Annotated in this window: 14 protein-coding genes; 2 read left to right on the top strand and 12 right to left on the bottom strand. The window is 45.7% G+C overall.

Features of this window, described 5'->3' with window-relative positions; all coding sequences use genetic code 11:
- From nuoM to ndhC, 12 genes are all read right to left on the bottom strand, one after another.
- A complete protein-coding gene (gene nuoM / locus JMY00_RS05035) occupies positions 1-1,626 on the bottom strand; it encodes an NADH-quinone oxidoreductase subunit M (RefSeq protein WP_201547622.1) in 1,626 nt (541 codons plus the stop codon).
- A gap of 2 nt (positions 1,627-1,628) precedes the next feature.
- The gene (gene nuoL, locus JMY00_RS05030) at positions 1,629-3,503 is read right to left on the bottom strand and encodes an NADH-quinone oxidoreductase subunit L (protein WP_201579343.1); all 1,875 of its coding nucleotides are present in this window, start codon (positions 3,501-3,503) and stop codon (positions 1,629-1,631) included.
- Positions 3,504-3,507: 4 nt separating this feature from the next.
- The gene (gene nuoK, locus JMY00_RS05025) at positions 3,508-3,816 is read right to left on the bottom strand and encodes an NADH-quinone oxidoreductase subunit NuoK (protein ID WP_025653102.1); all 309 of its coding nucleotides are present in this window, start codon (positions 3,814-3,816) and stop codon (positions 3,508-3,510) included.
- Positions 3,817-3,914: 98 nt separating this feature from the next.
- Positions 3,915-4,646 carry an NADH-quinone oxidoreductase subunit J gene (nuoJ, locus tag JMY00_RS05020; protein WP_160021570.1) on the bottom strand — a complete coding sequence of 244 codons (732 nt, stop codon included), beginning with the start codon at positions 4,644-4,646 and terminating at the stop codon, positions 3,915-3,917.
- The gene (nuoI, locus tag JMY00_RS05015; RefSeq protein WP_010198902.1) at positions 4,643-5,191 is read right to left on the bottom strand and encodes an NADH-quinone oxidoreductase subunit NuoI; all 549 of its coding nucleotides are present in this window, start codon (positions 5,189-5,191) and stop codon (positions 4,643-4,645) included. Before nuoI ends, nuoJ begins: the two co-directional genes overlap by 4 nt.
- A gap of 55 nt (positions 5,192-5,246) precedes the next feature.
- On the bottom strand, positions 5,247-6,239 hold the full coding sequence (gene nuoH / locus JMY00_RS05010) for an NADH-quinone oxidoreductase subunit NuoH (protein WP_179798733.1): 993 nt from the start codon (positions 6,237-6,239) through the stop codon (positions 5,247-5,249).
- Between the two features lie 52 nt (positions 6,240-6,291).
- A complete protein-coding gene (gene nuoG, locus JMY00_RS05005; RefSeq protein WP_201579342.1) occupies positions 6,292-9,372 on the bottom strand; it encodes an NADH-quinone oxidoreductase subunit NuoG in 3,081 nt (1,026 codons plus the stop codon).
- 10 nt (positions 9,373-9,382) lie between these two features.
- On the bottom strand, positions 9,383-10,807 hold the full coding sequence (gene nuoF, locus JMY00_RS05000) for an NADH-quinone oxidoreductase subunit NuoF (protein WP_114700720.1): 1,425 nt from the start codon (positions 10,805-10,807) through the stop codon (positions 9,383-9,385).
- Complete coding sequence (gene nuoE / locus JMY00_RS04995) at positions 10,804-11,313, bottom strand: NADH-quinone oxidoreductase subunit NuoE (protein WP_057758927.1); 510 nt, start codon at positions 11,311-11,313, stop codon at positions 10,804-10,806. Before nuoE ends, nuoF begins: the two co-directional genes overlap by 4 nt.
- A gap of 147 nt (positions 11,314-11,460) precedes the next feature.
- The gene (nuoC, locus tag JMY00_RS04990) at positions 11,461-13,236 is read right to left on the bottom strand and encodes an NADH-quinone oxidoreductase subunit C/D (RefSeq protein WP_057758925.1); all 1,776 of its coding nucleotides are present in this window, start codon (positions 13,234-13,236) and stop codon (positions 11,461-11,463) included.
- 151 nt (positions 13,237-13,387) lie between these two features.
- Positions 13,388-14,056, bottom strand: a complete 669-nt coding sequence (locus JMY00_RS04985; protein ID WP_101206265.1) for an NADH-quinone oxidoreductase subunit B — start codon at positions 14,054-14,056, stop codon at positions 13,388-13,390.
- A 174-nt stretch (positions 14,057-14,230) separates the two neighbouring features.
- Positions 14,231-14,854: an NADH-quinone oxidoreductase subunit A gene (ndhC, locus tag JMY00_RS04980; protein ID WP_102091044.1), complete on the bottom strand. Its 624-nt coding sequence runs from the start codon at positions 14,852-14,854 to the stop codon at positions 14,231-14,233.
- Positions 14,855-15,699: 845 nt separating this feature from the next.
- On the opposite strand from ndhC, the gene JMY00_RS04975 reads away from it, so the two are divergent.
- Positions 15,700-17,733 (top strand): UvrD-helicase domain-containing protein, encoded by a 2,034-nt coding sequence (locus JMY00_RS04975; RefSeq protein ID WP_114700718.1) that lies wholly within the window; start codon positions 15,700-15,702, stop codon positions 17,731-17,733.
- Between the two features lie 156 nt (positions 17,734-17,889).
- Positions 17,890-19,293 (top strand): magnesium transporter, encoded by a 1,404-nt coding sequence (gene mgtE, locus JMY00_RS04970; RefSeq protein ID WP_101206268.1) that lies wholly within the window; start codon positions 17,890-17,892, stop codon positions 19,291-19,293.
- Positions 19,294-19,385: the final 92 nt, after the last annotated feature.

The following is a 19,385-nucleotide window of genomic DNA, read 5'->3' as shown; positions in this document are numbered from 1 at the left end:
TTAACGTGCCTCCATTACATCAAGCAGCTGCGACGCATCTACCTGTGTCACTTGACTGTATATATATGCGTTATTAATCCACTGCATTGCGTGACTTGAGGTATCAAGGAACGGCTGTGGATACAGTCCTAGCCATACCAAACCAGCAGCTAACATCAGTAGTAATGACAGCTCACGCTTGCCCAAATCTTTTAGTTTACGTGCAGGTAAGCCATGTGACTTAGTCTCTCGCTCTGCCAATGCGGCGATATTGTTTTCACCAAATAGTGCGCGATGAATCAAAATCAATGAGTAAAGACCTGCTAATACCAAACTGAATGTCGCAAAAACAACGAATACTGGATACTGAGCAAATGAGCCAAATAAAATCATGAACTCGCCAATGAAATTACCTGTCCCTGGAATACCAAGCAACGCGGCACAGAAGAACATCAATATCGGTGCGTAGTAGCGGAACTGTCCCCACATACCACCCATCAAGGTCAAATCGCGTGTATGCAGACGCTCATACAACTGTCCTGCCATGATGAATAGAGCGGCTGAACTCAAGCCATGAGCAAGCATCTGAATCATCAGACCTTGTAAGCTGAGCAATGTTCCAGCATAAATTGCTAGTACCACAAAACCCATGTGCGAGATACTGGTATACGCCAGCAGACGCTTCATGTCAGTCTGCATAAATGCAAGCCATGCACCGTAGAAGATACCAATCGTACCTAGGGTAATTGCTATCGGCGCAAACTCTTGTGACGCTGCTGGAAATAGCGGCAACACAAAACGAATCAAGCCATATGCAGCAGTTTTAATCAAAACACCTGCCAAATCTACCGAACCTGCTGTTGGTGCCTGCGCATGCGCATCTGGCAACCAGCCGTGGAAAGGAATGATTGGCAACTTCACCGCAAAGCCAATGAAGAAGCACAGCATGATTGGATATTCCCAGCCGCCAAGTGACGTACCGAGCAAGTCATTATAGTTAAAGCTCACTACCCCTTTTTGGGCGTAGCTGATAATGACCAATACCAAAATACCAATGAGCATGATAAGCCCAGACGCTTGGGTATAGATAAAGAACTTGGTTGCGGCGTATTCTTTGGTTTTGCCAACCACATCATGACCCCAAATCGCGATCAAGAAATAGATAGGAACCAGCATCATCTCCCAAAAGAAGAAGAATAAGAACAAGTCAATCGCTAAGAAAACCCCGATAACGCCGCCCAAACTCCATAGCAAATTCAAATGGAAGAAACCAACGCGGCGCTGAATCTCATTCCACGAACAAGCAACAGCTGCCACACCAAGCAAACCTGTTAGAGCCACCATCATCAGTGACAAACCATCTAGTGCTAAGTGAAAGCTAATACCAAAACTTGGTATCCACGGCACACTAAATTCTGCTACCCAAGGCACTGCAGCGTCTGGCGCGATAACCTGCTTACTCATACCGCTAAAATTACCTTGCTGCCAAAGTACCAACGACAAAGCAAAGGTCAACATCATACCGATCAAGGCAATCCAGCGCGGCAGACGTTTATTAAATCGCTCTACTACCCAGCATAGCAATCCTGCAATAAAAGGAATTGCAATTAATGCTGGTAGCATCCACGTTTGTTGTAACTCAATCATCTTTACACCACCGTCATCATTACCAGCACCAGCAATACAGCCATACCCAAGCCAAAGCTTGTGGCATAACCTCGAAGAGACCCTGTTTGTGTCGCAGACAATACTTTATTACCAGCTGAGGCCAGCTTAGGTAACAGCAACCACGTTTTATCGATAGGGTCGGCTTTTAATAAGCGGCCGATGAATAAAAAGGGTTTTACAAAAATTACATCATATAGCGCGTCGAAGCCTAGGCCATGGTAGCACCAGTGATATAGTGCCCCACCAATACGTGAGCGCTTAAAGCTAGTAAGCAAGCGACCTTTATTGACGACATACAACAGTGCTGCCAATATCAAACCTGCTGCCATGGCACCCATCGCGATATACTCTGCGGTGTGCTTAGCATGCGCTTGACCGGCAACTTCTAATAGATGGCCAACGCTCTCTGGCAATACACCATCTAATGGTGGCGTAATCCAAGCACCAACGGCTGTAGATAGCACTAGCAATACGGTCAAAGGCAACCAATACGACACCCCTGATAGCTTGTGCGCATGGGTTTTTTCTTCACCAAAGAAGATGATCCAAATCATACGGAACGTATAAATCGCGGTTAAGAAAGCACCGAATACACCCATGTAGAATAGTACTAAGTGTCCAGTCGCATACGTCTCCCAAAGAATTGCTTCTTTAGAATAAAAACCAACGGTAACCCAAGGTATGGCAGCGAGTGCACCGCCACCGATGATATAACACCAAAATACCAATGGGATCTTTTTACGTAGACCGCCCATCTTAAAGATATCTTGCTCATGATGTACCGCAAGGATGACCGCACCTGATGATAAGAACAGCAATGCTTTAAAGAAGGCGTGCGTCATCAAGTGGAAGATTGCCCCTTGCCACGCGCCCACGCCAAGCGCTAAGAACATATAGCCAATTTGACTCATGGTCGAATAAGCAAGGATACGTTTGATGTCTGTTTGCGCGAGTGCACAGAATCCAGCAACAACCAACGTCAATGCCCCTACGCCGCCAACCCAATATAATAAGATACCTGGGGTCAACTCAAACAATGGATGTAGACGAGCAATCAAATAAACACCTGCCGTCACCATTGTTGCCGCGTGAATCAATGCCGATACGGGTGTTGGACCTGCCATCGCATCAGCAAGCCATGTATGTAGTGGCAACTGCGCTGACTTACCCATCGCGCCGCCGACCAACATCATCGTGGTAAGCATCATCGTTGGATTATTAATATCAAACACTTCTGGCGCACGCGTAATAATCTCTTGAATATTAAGCGTACCGAACTCGCGGAATAATAAAAACAAACCAAAGGCTAAGAACACATCGCCGACACGTGTGACGGTAAAGGCTTTCATCGCGGCACGGCCGTTGGCTCTATCATGGTAATAATAACCAATCAATAGGTACGAACAGATACCCACGCCTTCCCAACCAAGATATAGCAGAAATAAGTCATCTGCGAGTACCAGTAACAACATACTGGCCACAAACAAGTTCATATAGCTAAAAAAACGAGCAAAGCCAGTGTCGCCTTTCATATACCAAGAGGCAAACAGATGAATTAAAAAGCCAATCCCAGTGATAACGCCTGTCATGGTCAATGCAAGACCATCAAAGCTCAAACCGAAATGTGGGGCAAAATCGCCCACTTGGAACCAAGTCCACAGCGGAACTTCAATTACCGTTCCAGCTGGGTTGGTGGTCAAAAAGGTATAGCTAACCACTAGCGTGCATAATGCTGAGAGCAGCATGCTACCCACGCCAACAATCGCTGCGACCGTTTCTGATAATTTGTCGCGCATAAAGGCTAAAATCAAAAAGCCAATGAGCGGGAATATAAAGGTTAATGGTAATAAACTCATGACATCATCCTTTCATCTCATTGGCGCTATCGACATCGAGATGCCCACGCTGATGATAAAAACGCAATAATATTGCCAGACCAATTGACGCTTCAGCCGCGGCCAAGGTCAAAATAAAGATAAACATAATCTGTCCGTCTGGATCGACCCAGCGACTGCCTGCTACTACAAATGCTAGTGCTGCCGCGTTCATCATGATCTCAAGACTCATTAGCATAAATAAGAAGTTACGACGTACCATGACGCCGCACAGACCGATAGCAAATAAAATACCTGCCAAAATCAGTCCATGGCTCATGGGTATCATACCCAGTACATTCTGCGCCTCAGCAACTGGCTGTACTAAGCCTGCCACCTCGTGGGCAAACGGCACGTTTGACACATCTTGTGCCACGCTTGCTGCTAGTACCATTAGTCTGACTCCTTACGCGTAACTTTATTCGCACCTGCTTTCGTGCCAACCTTCATACCTACATAGTCATGCGGGTCAACATCTTTATATTCGTAAGGCTTAGCCATTTCTACGCCGTCATGCTGTGTAAGCGTACTATCATTGTCGTATTGTTTGATACTGCCTACGCTTGGCTTGAAGTTTTGGCTATCGTTACCGATGACCTCATCGTCGACTGTCTCTTTACCTAAATGATAAGCGGCGACCAAGGCTGCCAATAATAGCAATGCTGCTACTTCAACCAGCATAATGTATTTGGTAAATAACACCGTACCGACTGCTTTGGCAGAGATAGTCGTGCCACCCATCATGACCGCTTCATCGTGATTAAGACCAATCATTGCATAGAGCACAACGGCAATGATTATCGTCAATCCTGTCGGTATCGCCCAAGTACCAGCATCGAGCCAACGCTCTTCGCGCTCATCATTGCTCATGCCCAAATTAAGCATCATGATAACGAAAACAAATAGCACCATAATGGCACCAGCATAAACAACAATCTCTAGCGCACCCGCAAACGGCGCACCTAATACAAAAAATATCCCAGCAATTGCCAACAACGACACAATCATCGATAAAATAGCATGCACCGGATTGGCTTGGGTCACTACGCGCAGACTGGCAAATATCGCCACTGCCGCCAGTGAATAAAACCCAGCCAATTCAGGATGGTTCAAAATATTCATCATGGTAGCAAGCTCCTTAGATCAATCGGTGCAGACTCATTTTGTGCTGCGCCTTTTGGTTTATCTGCTACCGCCATACCTGTCACACGATAATAGTTATAATCAGGGTATTTACCTGGTCCTGAAATTAGCAAATGCTCTTTTTCGTAGACCAAATCTTGGCGCTTATATTCACCCAGTTCAAAATCTGGGGTCATTTGAATCGCTGTCGTTGGACAGGCTTCTTCACACAATCCACAAAAGATACAGCGTGAGAAATTGATACGGAAAAACTCTGGATACCAGCGACCGTCTTCACGCTCAGCTTTTTGTAATGAGATACACCCTACCGGACATGCCACCGCACACAAGTTACAAGCGACACAGCGCTCGTCTCCATCAGGATCACGCGTTAGGACAATACGTCCACGAAAACGCGGCGGTACAGGTACCGGCTCTTCAGGATAAAGAATGGTATCACGCGGTCTGAGCGCATGACTATTGACCATCCACATGCTGCGGACAATGGTAAATATACCAATGACGGTCTTTTTTATGGTAGTAAACATGGGATTATTATCCTTATCAGCTTTACCCTAGTTCATCAGTGATGGCTAGTAATGACTATAACGTTGGGGAAAAGATCAAAATGACCGCAGCAGTAATCAACAGATTGATTAAGGTTACGGGCAGACATACTTTCCAGCCAAAGTTCATCACCTGATCATAACGCGGACGCATGAGTGAGCCTCGAGCCAAAACAAACATGGTCATAAAGAACAGCGTTTTAATCATGAACCAAAAAGCTGGTGGAATAAATGGAATATCTAAATTGAACGGCGCAAGCCAACCGCCAAAGAACAAGCAAGTCATTAAGGCAGAAATCAAGACAACGTTGACATACTCACCAATAAAGAACATACCAAACTTCATGCCAGAATATTCAACATGATAACCTTCAGCCAGTTCTTGCTCTGCTTCTGGTTGGTCAAATGGATGTCTATGCGTAACGGCCACACCAGCCACGACAAAGGTCAAAAAGCCAAAGAACTGCGGAATGATATACCAGCCGTCTGCTTGTGCTTCGACAATGGCACGCAAGTTAAATGAGCCGGTCAAGGCAACAACGCCCATCAACGACAAACCCAAAAACACTTCGTAACTGATTGTCTGTGCAGCTGAGCGCAAACCACCGAGTAGCGAGAACTTATTGGCAGACGCCCAACCACCGAACATCACCGCATAGACAGCAATACCAGCCATGGCAAAGAAGAACAAAATACCGATATCCCAATCAACCACGCCAAGCGTTGGCGAGATAGGAATAATGGCAAATGAGGCCAAGGCAGTAAACATTGCGACCGCAGGTGCCAAGGTGAACATAAACTTATCGGTAAAGTTTGGTGTCCAATCTTCTTTAAAAAAGATTTTGAGCATGTCAGCGACTAGTTGTAGTGAACCAAAAGGCCCAACACGGTTTGGACCATAACGATCTTGCCATAAGGCCAACATACGGCGCTCATAGATAATCATCATCGCGGCAACCAATACCACGACCAAAAAGATGACTAGCGATTGACCCACCAAAAACAGAATAGACCAAGTATCAAAGCTCATACTGCCGGCCAAAAAGCTTGGCACATCAGGGATAATACGGGTAACTTGCATATTACACCTCCTGTGTGGTGATCGGCGCTGCGTTTATTTGCGCTGTGTCATTATCATTAATCATATCGTTAGCCATGCTACCCATCATCGTTACTGGTGCATCCACTTTACGTACCGATGCTGGCATTGATGGGTGAATGATACTCACCTGCCCAACGGGGTAACCGATACAGCCTTCTGCCAAATAACCGACCAGCTGTACTGGCAAGGTAATTTGTTGCTTATCGATTTCAATCGCCAAGTAATCACCAGCAGCGATATTCCAGTCTTTGGCATCGTCTATACCGATACGCCATGCTGCAACGGGTAGTTGCTCTGCGACGATTGGGCTACGTGATGCCATCATTGAGCTGGCATAGATATTATGAATTGGTACCAGTTTCGCTTGGCCTTGCTGCAAGTCAGTTGTATTCGAAGACATCGCTTCTGGCGCCACATATTGACGAGTGGCTAGGCGCTCTAGCTGATCGAACAAACGCACACCTGGATCACCATTTTTCAGATGACCGCCGACTTTGTCTTGGTATTTGTTCCATGCTTGCGGTGAGTTCCAACCTGCCACATTGGCAAAAGGAATCATCGAGCTTGGCGTTTCTTTACCGCTATAACCTTCCATTGAGAAGGTCAGACCAGTGTCCAAATCTTTCGGCTGCATTGGCTCGTGCACTGAGATTGGCGCACGCATAGCAGTACGACCTGAATAACGACGCGGTTGACGCGCGATTTTCAGACCCGTTATACGGTAATCAGCATCAGGCGCAGCGCCTTTGATACCTGCAAGTTTAGGATGGGTGGCAATCAATGCATTGATAACATCATCTAGCTGCGTCCAGTCGACATCACGACCTTCAATGCTGCTATGCACAGCATGTATCCAGCGCCAGCCTTCTTTAATGCTGCTCATTGGATGGTAGTATTCGTTATCGTAAACTTGGAAAAAGCGCTGCGCACGACCTTCAGCCGATATCAATGTACCATCTGCTTCTGCAAAGCTAGCCGCTGGTAATACAATATCAACGTCTTTATGCCAATCAAGGAGCTGATGATCTAATGCAATGACCGTTTTATCAGTCAGTAGCTGCGTCAATTTATTGGCATCAATCGCATCTGTTAGCTGGTTTTCTGCAACCACAACCACATCGTAATCAGTGGCTAGCAGCTCTTCAACTGACTGACCGCCAAGCATACAAACGCCCATGCTATTGGCATCAGGAACCGTTAGATAGATACCTGCTTGTGCCTGATACTTGTTATTTACTTCTTTTAACTCAAGGTTTTCAGCAGGCTCACGCTCGACATCATCCTGCGCTTCTGTATTTACGCCTGTTTCAGGTTTGTTTGGCTTAGCAGATAAATCTTGGTCTTCTTCAGGCTGGTCATTAGCCGCTTTTGCTTGGGCTGCCTGTACTTTGGCATTATGTGCCTCGACCTGCTGCTGCTCAGTCGCTTTAATTGCTGCGCGTTTTTGGGTCAATGCTTGGGTAATCTGTGCTGCTGCTTCTATCAATGCGGTAGAAGACAAGCTACTACCCGAGACAACTAAAGGCTTATCAGCTTGAATCAAGTCATAAGCGATTTGCTGCGCCAATGCTTGCATACCGTCAGTTTCAGTACTTGTATCAGCATCTTGTTCAGCTGCTTGTGGATCTGCTATGTCTGCTAAATCATCAGCGAAATTAGCAATCTCATCAGCAACCTTGAAGCCAAGCTTAGTGATGTCTTCAGGGGTCGCCACTACGCTCACTTTACTGATATCTTCTAGCTTAGTTTGCGTTACATCGATGACATAGACTGGGCTTAGCGCATCTTGAGCGATACGCTTAACTGGTTCAGCAAGCCAAGGTTGCGTTTGCAGCGCCGCTGCCATTTTCAAGCCTTCATTTTTTGCGGCTTGACGTACTGACAGCGCAACACGTGATGAAGTTTGCGTGATGTCTTCACCTAATACGAGCACTGCATCATGCGTTTCGATATCGGTCATGCTAGGGTTATAAATGCCTTCAGTGCTAAGCACTTCGATGCATTTATTGACCAGTGCTTGCTGCTGATGATTCAGACCTGTTGAAAAGTTATCAAAGCCAACGAGATTTTTTAGCGCAAAGTTGGTCTCTAAACTGGCACGCGGTGAGCCAATCCCGATGACTTTTTTATCTTTGATACGTTTGATGGTTTCATCAAGTGCGTAGTCAATATTGATTTTGACATGCTTATCATTGATACGTTCAAGCGCTTGGGTTGGACGATCATCACGATTGACATAGCCATAACCAAAGCGGCCACGGTCACATAAGAAATAGCGGTTTACTTCGCCGTTATAACGGTTTTCGATACGGCGCAATTCACCATAACGCTCGCCCGGTGAAATATTACAACCAGCTGAGCAACCATGACAGATGCTTGGCGCATACTGCATATCCCATTTACGGTTATAGCGCTCAGAGTGGGTTTTATCAGTAAACACACCGGTTGGGCAAACTTCGGTTAAGTTGCCTGAGAACTCACTTTCAAACTGACCATCTTTATCACGACCAAAGTAAACACGATTATTTGAGCCATAAACACCCAAATCTTCACCACCCGCATAGTCTTTATAAAAACGTACACAACGATAGCAAGCGATACAACGGTTCATCTCATGCGCGATGAATGGACCAAGCTCTTGGTTATGGTGCGTGCGTTTGGTAAAGCGATAGCGACGACGGCTATGACCTGACATGTAAGTCATGTCCTGCAAATGACAATGTCCACCCTCTTCACAAGTTGGACAGTCATGTGGATGGTTTGTCATAAGTAATTCAACCATCGACTTGCGGAATGCTTTGGCTTCATCATCAGTGACCGAGATGTACATGTCATCGCCAGGAGCGACCATACATGACATGACGAGGCGACCACGACCTGCTTCCATATCTTCTTTATTTTGGAATTGCTTGACCGCGCACTGACGGCACGAGCCTACTGAGCCAAGGGCTGGATGATAACAAAAATACGGCACATCAATGCCGAGTGATAAGCAGGCTTGTAGCAAGTTATCTGCGCTATCTACTTCGACAGTGGTTCCATCAATATGTATGACTGCCATGCCGCTCTCCTTATTTCACTACTGGCTGTTGGTTGGCTGCAGCATCAATAACATCGACACCAACCGCCTGCGCGATTTTTTGATCAAACTCTGGACGGAAATATTTAATCGCACTCATTAGTGGTTCCATCGCCCCTGGGGCATGCGCACAGAATGTTTTACCAATCCATAAGTCACGCGTCAGGCCTTCTAGTTTTTCTACATCGCCCACTTGCCCTTCACCATCATTGATGGCGGTAAGCAGTTTAACGCCCCATGGCAGACCATCACGGCATGGTGTACACCAACCACATGACTCGCGCTGAAAGAAAATCTCAAGGTTACGCAGTAATGGCACCATGTCTTGTGATTCATCAACAACCATAATCAGACCAGTACCCATACGGCTACCCGCATTTTGAATGGTGTCAAAATCTACCACTACATCTAAATGCTCTGCGGTCAAAAAGTCAGTCGATGCGCCGCCCGGTAACCAAGCTTTCAGTGTTTTACCATCTTTCATACCACCTGCTAAATCTTCAATGATTTCGCGTGCCGTATAGCCAAACGGTAATTCCCACAGACCTGGGTCATTGACCAATCCTGAGCAGCCAAATAGTTTGGTGCCCGGCGTTTTACTTTTGCCTTTGATTTCAGATAACGACTGATACCACTCAACGCCATGATTCAAAATCGCTGGCATATTACACAAAGTCTCAACGTTGTTAACAACGGTTGGACGACCCCATGCACCAGAAATTTGTGGAAATGGTGGCTTGGTACGTGGGTTAGCACGGCGGCCTTCTAGACAATTAATTAGCGCTGTTTCTTCACCGCAGATATAACGTCCAGCGCCCGTATGCACATGCAGATTAAAACTAAAATCTGAGCCTAAAATGTTGTCGCCCATGAGATTGTTGGCCAAGCACTCTTCGATAGCAGCGACCAAACGCTCAGCGGCCAAGATATACTCTCCACGGATAAAGATATAACCGTCAGTGGCGCCAATCGCATGAGCGGTAATTAGCATACCTTCGATAAGCTGAAACGGTAGACGCTCCATGAGCAAACGGTCTTTGAATGTGCCCGGCTCCATTTCATCAGCATTACAGATGAGATAACGCGGCAAACCATCCGGCGGCGACATAAACGACCATTTTAGGCCAGCGTTAAAGCCTGCACCACCGCGACCTCGGACATTGGCCGCTTTAATCATATTGCCGACGTCTTTAGGCGACTTAGATAGCGCTTCTTTTAGACCCGTAAAGCCTTTTAGAGATTCATAAGTGGCTAAATCAAGCACCGCATCATGATGCGCCAAACGCCACGTCAATGGCTTGGTTTCGCTAGTGGCTGTCGCTTTATCACCGTAAATTGGAACACGCTGTGCATTTAGCTGGCTTGGCGCTTGGCCTTGACCGCGACGAGCAATTTGCTCTGAAATCGTTAAACTCATGCGTATAGCTCCAATAATTGCGCGACCTCAGATGGCTGGACAGGGCCGTAAGTGTCTTCATCAATCAGTACCGCTGGCCCTTTATCGCAGTTGCCCAAGCAGCAAATTGGTAATAGGGTAAAACGTCCATCAGCAGTGGTTTGACCATACTCAATACCCAGCTGTGATCTGATTTCAGCTGACAGCGCTTCATAACCTGTCAAATAACAAGCTACTGAGTCACATATGAGAATCACATGGCGACCGACAGGTTGGCGATAAATACGGTTAAAGAAAGTCGCAACCCCATCCATATCTGACATCGGGATGTCTAAGATGTTGGCAATGGCGTTTGCTTGCGCATCATCAACCCAGCCGTTACGCTTTTGCACGATTTTTAGCGCATCTAGCGAGGCGGCACGCGCCTGTGGGTAATGGTGCATAAACTCATGAATGGCAGCGATTTCATCACTAGTGAGAATGCTTTCCACATCTACTTTTGGCATTTTGTCGGAAACAATTTTCATAATCTTCTGTCTTTCCTCACTCATCCTGCTCTATCACAAGCCAATATCAGTCTGATTAAAACTGTGGTTATATTGACAAGTAACAGCATTTTGGTGTGCCATCAGGCAATAATATATTGATGAACAAATACTTATGAAGCAGCGGCTCTAACGATCACAATCCGCCATCACAATATCAATCGATGCTAGGTACATAATGGCATCAGAAACTAGCGAGCCATTGATGACCGATGGCATCTGTTGCAAATGCGCAAATGTCGGCGTACGAATACGGGTACGATAGCTCATCGTGGCCTTGTCTGAGGTGATGTAATAACTGTTCAGACCTTTAGTCGCCTCAACGATCGTCGTACATTCGCCCGCTGGCATCACAGGACCCCAAGATACTGAGATAAAGTGATTAATAAGCGTTTCGATATCATTTAATGTACGGTCTTTCGGCGGTGGTACCGCTAGTGGATGATCCGCTTTGTAAGGGCCTTGTGGCATGTTATCCATGCACTGGCGAATAATACGCAATGACTGACGCATCTCTTCGACTTTTACCATACAACGATCATAAGCATCTCCATTGTAGCCAACTGGCACTTCAAAATCGTAATTCTCATAGCCCATATATGGACGCGCTTTACGCAGGTCGAAGTCAACGCCTGTAGCGCGTAGACCAGCGCCAGTTACGCCCCAAGCAAGTGCTTGCTTGGCATTGTACTGAGCAACACCTTGGGTACGGCCTTTGAGTACGCTGTTTTGCAATGCCGCTTTGACATATTCGTCCAAGCGTTTTGGCATCCAATCTAAGAACTCACGCACCAAACGCTGCCAACCACGTGGCAGATCAGCAGCCGTACCACCGATACGGAACCAAGCAGGATGCATACGATAGCCAGTCACGGCTTCGATAACGTCATAGGCTTTTTGGCGATCGGTAAACATATAGAATACAGGGGTCATACCGCCCGCATCCTGAATGAACGTACCGACGAATAGTAAGTTATTGGTGATACGGAAAAATTCACTCATCATTACGCGAATGGTTTCAGCACGTGGTGGAATGGTGATTCCAGCCAACTTTTCGACCGACATGATGTACGGCAGCTCATTCATTACGCCGCCCAGATAATCGATACGGTCGGTATAGGGAATAAATGAGTGCCAAGTTTGGCGCTCAGCCATCTTTTCTGCACCGCGATGGTGATAGCCGATATCAGGGATACAGTCGACGACTTCTTCACCGTCAAGCTGTAGCACCAAACGGAAGGCACCATGAGCAGAGGGATGGTTAGGGCCGATGTTCAAGAACATAAAGTCTTCATCGCGACCCGAACGCTTCATGCCCCACTCTTCTGGAACAAAACGCAGGTTTTCTTGCTCGTATTGCTGCTTAGCGGTGTTCAAGAAGTACGGAGTAAATTCAGTCGCACGCGCATGGTACTCTTTACGCAGTGGATGACCTTCCCAATATTTTGGCAATAAAATACGGGTCAAATGCGGATGACCTGTAAAGACAATACCGAACATGTCCCACACTTCACGCTCATACCAATTGGCATTTGGCCAAATATTGGTGGCGCTCGGTACATTGACATCGTCTTCGCTCAGCGCGACCTTGATACGTACATCACTATTGCGCTCAAGCGACATCAAGTGATAAAACACTGTAAAGTCACTGTCAGGCAAACCCGCGCGATGCTGGCGCAAACGCTCATCTATCGCTGACAAGTCAAATAGCATGACGTAAGGTTTAGGCAGTTTGCGCAAGAATAAAAGAATATCTAATAAATCAGCACGCGCCACCCAAACCGTTGGAATCTCATCCACAGTCTGCTGCACGACAAATTTACCAGCATACTTTTGCTCCAGCTCTGTGATGACTGCTGGGACGGGCTTGATCTTAGGATCTATGTTTTCGACTACCGTGACCATGAATGATGTATTCCTTCATTAATCATAACTGAACTATGTTAGTCATAACCGAACTATGTCAACCATAACTGAGCTATGTTAATCATAACCGAACTATGATAAGCACATAAAATATTGAAACTGTTGCTACAAGTCTAAATGCTGTTAAAACTTAAATACTGTCTGGGCTGCGCAAGTTTTTGACAGCAATACGATCTGCCTGCTTGCGGTCACGCTCAGGCGTCATTTGCGGCTGATAGATACCCTGCTCATTGACATGGATACCCAGCGGACGACGCTCTTTAGTAATAGATTCTTGTAACAACATCAAACCCTGAATAAGCGCTTCTGGACGCGGCGGACAACCTGGCACATACACATCAACAGGGATAATCTTATCGACACCTTGTACGACAGAATAAATATCATACATGCCGCCCGAATTGGCACAGGCACCCATAGAGATAACCCATTTTGGCTCAAGCATTTGCTCATATAGGCGCTGGATGACAGGAGCCATCTTAACGAAGCAAGTACCAGCGACGATCATGACATCCGCCTGACGAGGCGAAGCACGAATAACCTCTGCCCCAAAACGTGACAAATCATGAACGGCGGTTAAGGTAGTAGCGTATTCAACATAACAGCAAGAGGTACCAAAGTTAAATGGCCAAAGTGAGTTCTTACGCCCCCAGTTTGCTGTTGAATGAACGAGGTCTTCGAGACGACCCATAAAGACGTTTTTATTCACTTCATCTTCGATAGGATCATTGACCGTTTGACTGGTCTGTGCAGGATAGGTATCTGCATCGGGGTTGGCTTTTGTTAATGTGTATTTCATAACATACAACCTTCATATTAGGCTTGGCGTGGCAATCATCTTGCTCGCGCTGTCACCATAATTTTATTATTAATAAGTGGCTAATCATCAGCGATCATTAATACAAACAGAACTGACGCTTTCATGCTTTTCTGCCCGTTTTTACAAACGCTATAAGCTGAGCATCAACTGCTATTAACGTTCAGTTTTGTCCTGCTGAGCAGACGTCGCAAAATCCACAGAAGTAACGTTACCCGTGGTATTAATATGATCGATGTTTTGTAGATGACGACGATTGGTCTCAATATTGTTTGAGACATTGATTTGACCGGATGACTGCGCGGGTACTTTACCTGTCGGATCGACCATTAGCTCATGAGCACCATCAAACTTGGTGATGTCTGCTAAGTTAAAGCCTGCAGGCGCCGCATATAAGCGTGCTTTTTTGCGTAGCTTGTCAGCAGGTGCCCAGTTCATCGCACCCAAGCTCAGCTCATAAATCAAACCGATAATCAGAATAGTGATAAACGTGCCAGCGGCGGCAAAGCCAAGCCAGCCTGCTTCTCGTACTGACACAGCATAAGCGTAGAGATATAACGCCTCTAAATCAAAAATCACAAAGAAGATTGCGACCAAATAAAATTTGGCAGACAAACGAATACGGGCGTTGCCAGATCCGACAACACCCGCTTCAAATACTTCTTCCTTTTGTGAGCCTTGAGAGCGACCGCCAAGTAAGCGCGGTACGACCAGCATAAAGACAACTAGCCCAATGGCGGCTAAGATAAAAGCAATGGCTGACCAATTAAAAGCAGACATGATAATACGTGCTCCTCACCCAATCGAGTGTTAGACACAGCGCAAGCACTGACCCACTCAGGCCATGTTGCGACAGGTATAACGCAGACGAAAACACAAAGTGACTTTATTTAAAAAGTGACTTTATTTAAGTAATTGTCACTGCACTTCAGCAACTGTCACTGTGTTTAAGTAACTGTCATTGAGTCACATGTTAGGTATTTTGCTGGTAACAACCAATTATCAAGCTTATTGACGACGATGTCAGACGTGACCAACTGTAGAGATTCCGGTATGCGCGCGGATAAAGGCTGGTCGCCCAACGCATCTTCTAACAACGTAAGATCAACGTATTAAATCAATATCATATCTGACTGCTTACTTAATTGATTTAATAGCTCATTACACGTGGTCAACAATGACGTGACAACTGGCATAAATTATTTATGTACTATACGCATATCAGTGCCTAAAAGCTAGTTTTTAACTGTATTGAACGGTCACTTTCTGTGTAAAAAAAATGTGTTTTTTTTACTATGAATTATGATATAGACCTTACCTTATATTAACCCCAAATCCGTACTTTTGGCTACGAGCAAACACTGCCACGCTATTTGTCAAAAATCAAGTGTCCAAATACCCTACTTTCATCACCTAAGTCCTCCCCCAAAGTGAGCATTTTTGCTTTATAATGACCCACCAGATTTTTATGATATGCCATCATCAAACCTTAAATTCTATTATTCTTATAATAAAGATTATTAAAATATCGCAATGATACGAATGTTGATGATGCGCGCTGCGTTTATCTATCTTTGTCATATCAGCGCTACCCTCTTTTTTGCTTTTGTCTTACAGGTCACGTTATGAGTCAACTCAATCCCAAACAACAAGAAGCCATGCTCTACGTATCTGGTCCATTACTTGTCCTTGCAGGTGCGGGCTCCGGCAAAACCTCTGTGATTACGCGTAAGATTGCTTACCTAATCCAAGAATGTGACATGCCAGCTGAGCGCATCACCGCCGTAACCTTTACCAATAAAGCGGCACGTGAGATGAAAGCGCGGGTAAGCAAACTGCTACCAAGCGAAAAAATGCGCGGGTTAACGGTATCGACCTTTCACCAATTTGGTTTACAGTTTTTGCGCTATGAGCTGATTCATACTCCGCTAAAAGGCAATTTTTCCATCATGGACAGCGACGACAGTAAGCGCTTGCTGATGGAGCTGATGATGCGTGACAACTTGAGTGGCGCTGAAAGTCGCGAGTTGGTGGGTAAAGCCATCAAAATGATTTCGGATTGGAAAAATGACTTGGTCGAGCCTGATAAGGCGATGGAAACGTTAGACGATCCAGAAGACATGATTTTTGCCACGTTATATGCACTTTATGAGCGTAACTTGCGTGCTTATAATGCCGTCGATTTTGATGACTTGATCGTCTTGCCAACCAAGATATTGCGTGAAAATAGAGAACTGCGAGACAAATGGCAAAACCGTATTCGTTATCTATTGGTCGATGAGTATCAGGATACCAATACCGCCCAGTACGAAATGATTAAATACTTGGTTGGGCCGCAAGGTCGCTTTACCGTGGTTGGTGATGATGACCAATCTATCTATGCATGGCGCGGGGCAAAGCCTGAAAACATGGCACTGCTAAAAGAAGATTTTCCAAAACTAAAAATCGTTATGCTTGAGCAAAATTACCGCTCAACCACGCGTATTTTGACCTCGGCCAACGCCGTCATTCTAAATAACGAGCATTTATTCGAGAAAAAACTGTGGTCAGATAAAGGTCAAGGCGAAAAAATCCGCATCATTAACTGCCGTAATGACGATGATGAATCGGAGCGCGTGGCCAAAGAAATCGTCACTCATAAGCTGCGTTTTGGCAATGAGTGGGAACAGTATGCCGTACTGTACCGCAGTAACTTTCAGGCACGTATGCTAGAGGCACAATTACGTCAACTGCAAGTGCCTTATAAATTATCAGGCGGTCAGTCATTCTTTGCGCGTAGTGAAATCAAAGACATCATGGGGTATTTGCGTCTGATTTTGAACCCTGAGGATGACAGTGCGTTTTTGCGTATTATCAATACACCTAAGCGCGGTATGGGACCAGCCACGCTAGAAAAACTTGGTTTGTTTGCGCAAGAGCACAGCATATCGTTACTGGCCTCTTGTACCCACGCTGGTCTGACTCATGTATTGCCGTCAAAGGCTTATGGTACGATAAAAGAGTTTGGTGAATTCATCGAGCACTATACGCGTGAGCTGGATCAACACCCAGACCCTGTGCCGATCGTACGCCAGATGATTGATGAGACAGGTTATATTGACTTTGTCCGTAGCGATGCCAAAACGCCGCAACAAGAAAAAAACCGTATTGATAATATCGATATGCTGTACACCAGTATTCAGTCCTTGATTAATCGCGCTGAAGAAGATGAAGACCGAACGATTGATACCATCATTCGTAAGCTGGTTCTGCTTGATATGCTTGAGCAACAGCAAGAAGAAGAGAACACTAACAAAGTCAACTTGATGACCTTGCATGCGGCAAAGGGCTTGGAGTTTGATTTTGTTTATATCATGGGGCTTGAGGAAGAGATGCTGCCGCATCGCAACTCTATCATGAGTGAAACGGTCGAAGAAGAGCGCCGTCTGATGTACGTGGGCATTACCCGTGCGCGTCGTGAGCTGACATTGACGCTCGCGACCCAGCGCCGTGCTGGTGGTCAGATGCGAGTTACCTCAGAATCAAGATTTTTGGATGAGCTACCTGAAGATCATATTGACTGGCCTGCCAAAGCGAAAAAGAAAAAAGCGACCAAAGACCCAGAAGCTGTTGCTGATGAATATTTGGCCAATATCCGAGCGTTACTGGGCAAGCGTTGATCTTAACCAAAACATTTAAGCACCTGAGTAATAAACACCTAAGTAAAACGCTTGCGAAAACACGCTTTAGACTGCGCAAAAGGCGATTGTTATAATCGTCATTGTTATTGTTCTTTATATACTATAAAAAACTGACTGTAAAAACTTGGAACACTTATGCCTACCCCGACGCCCAATCAGGAACGAACCGCCATGCTGTCAGGAGATTATAACTCGGCTGAATATAGTGCCGAATATAAGCTTCTGTATCTGCAGGGTTTGGTTGCTGATAAAGCATACGAGGCCATTACAGAGTTTTTGGAAAAGCAGTCCGAATATGAGATTGCCAACCTACTAGAGTCCTTCCCAACTCAAAACCGTCTGTTGATTTGGGCGCAAGTCCCAGAACATATCAAAGGTGAGGTGCTTGCCGAGCTAGATGTCGATACACGTCAGCCATTGATGGAGAACATTTCTTCTCAAGAAATCTCTTTGTTCACCCAAGATCTTGATGCTCAAGATATCTCTGAGATTTTGGACACTGTCACTGAGAGCGTACGTACCTCAGTTATGGCAACGCTCGACGAAGAGACTCGGGTCCAAGTCAATAAGCTTGATACTTACGCCGACTGGGAAGTGGGTAGCTATATGGATCCCGATATTATCCAGATAAGGGATGATATCTATCTAGCTGATGTGCAAGAGTGGCTGCGTGAAAACGACGACCTGCTCGATGACGAGAGCCAAGAGCTGCTCGTTGTCGATCAAAGCCAGCAATTGCTGGGACTACTGAGTCTAGTGGATTTAATCAAGCATAAACAGAATACATTGGTCTCAGAGCTGATTGATACCGCCATTACAATTAATGATCGCTTGGATATTCAAGATGCCGCCGCGATTTTTCGTTCAGAAGACATTCGTTTTGCCCCCGTCATCAATAGCCATGGTGAGCTGGTTGGTCAACTAAACGGCGAGGACATCATGGAGATTATCCAAGATGATGTCGACAGCACCATGAAAAACCTCGCTGGTGTTAGCCAAGATGAAGAGCTGTTTGCCCCTATCCTAACCAGTGCTAAAAGCCGTAGCGTTTGGCTAGGTATCAATTTATGTACTGCCCTATTGGCAGCAGCAGTGATTGGACAGTTTGAAGAAGTACTAGCACAAGTTGTGGCATTAGCGATATTGATGCCAGTGGTCGCCAGTATGGGCGGTATTGCTGGCTCGCAAACGCTAACGGTCGTTATCCGCGGGATGGCAATGGGGCAAATCGGTGGTTCTAACCGTGTCTGGCTATTAAATAAAGAGCTGTGGGTGGGCGCGATAAACGGTATCATCTGGGCAATAATTATGGCGTTTATTGCTCAGTTATGGTTTCATGATATTAAGATCAGTGCCGTCATTGGTTTTGCCATTGCGATCAACATGACTGCGGCTAATGTCTCGGGGATCAGCATACCGCTGATGCTAAAACGGATGAATATCGACCCTGCTCTATCTGCTTCGGTTATCCTAACGACCGTCACAGATATCGTCGGCTTTATGTCGTTTTTAGGATTGGCCAGCGTACTGATACTTTAGTTTTTTGCTGAATTACTGAATTACTGAATTACTGAATTACTGAATTACTGAATTACTGAATTACTGAATTACTGAATTACTGAATTACTGAA

The sequence above is a fragment of the Psychrobacter sp. Pi2-52 genome, assembly GCF_904846705.1.
Lineage (GTDB): Bacteria > Pseudomonadota > Gammaproteobacteria > Pseudomonadales > Moraxellaceae > Psychrobacter.
Note: the sequence above shows the minus strand (reverse complement) of the source record. Positions and strands in the feature narration are given on the sequence as shown.

Excerpts from the sequence above, each read along its gene's own strand:
- JMY00_RS04985 (WP_101206265.1), bottom strand. The coding sequence starts at position 14,056 with ATGAAATACACATTAACAAAAGCCAACCCCGATGCAGATACCTATCCT.
- nuoF (WP_114700720.1), bottom strand. The coding sequence starts at position 10,807 with ATGAGTTTAACGATTTCAGAGCAAATTGCTCGTCGCGGTCAAGGCCAA.
- nuoC (WP_057758925.1), bottom strand. The coding sequence starts at position 13,236 with ATGGTCACGGTAGTCGAAAACATAGATCCTAAGATCAAGCCCGTCCCA.
- nuoM (WP_201547622.1), bottom strand. The coding sequence starts at position 1,626 with ATGATTGAGTTACAACAAACGTGGATGCTACCAGCATTAATTGCAATT.
- mgtE (WP_101206268.1), top strand. The coding sequence starts at position 17,890 with ATGCCTACCCCGACGCCCAATCAGGAACGAACCGCCATGCTGTCAGGA.
- JMY00_RS04975 (WP_114700718.1), top strand. The coding sequence starts at position 15,700 with ATGAGTCAACTCAATCCCAAACAACAAGAAGCCATGCTCTACGTATCT.
- nuoJ (WP_160021570.1), bottom strand. The coding sequence starts at position 4,646 with ATGATGAATATTTTGAACCATCCTGAATTGGCTGGGTTTTATTCACTG.
- ndhC (WP_102091044.1), bottom strand. The coding sequence starts at position 14,854 with ATGTCTGCTTTTAATTGGTCAGCCATTGCTTTTATCTTAGCCGCCATT.
- nuoE (WP_057758927.1), bottom strand. The coding sequence starts at position 11,313 with ATGAAAATTGTTTCCGACAAAATGCCAAAAGTAGATGTGGAAAGCATT.
- nuoL (WP_201579343.1), bottom strand. The coding sequence starts at position 3,503 with ATGAGTTTATTACCATTAACCTTTATATTCCCGCTCATTGGCTTTTTG.
- nuoH (WP_179798733.1), bottom strand. The coding sequence starts at position 6,239 with ATGAGCTTTGATACTTGGTCTATTCTGTTTTTGGTGGGTCAATCGCTA.
- nuoG (WP_201579342.1), bottom strand. The coding sequence starts at position 9,372 with ATGGCAGTCATACATATTGATGGAACCACTGTCGAAGTAGATAGCGCA.
- nuoI (WP_010198902.1), bottom strand. The coding sequence starts at position 5,191 with ATGTTTACTACCATAAAAAAGACCGTCATTGGTATATTTACCATTGTC.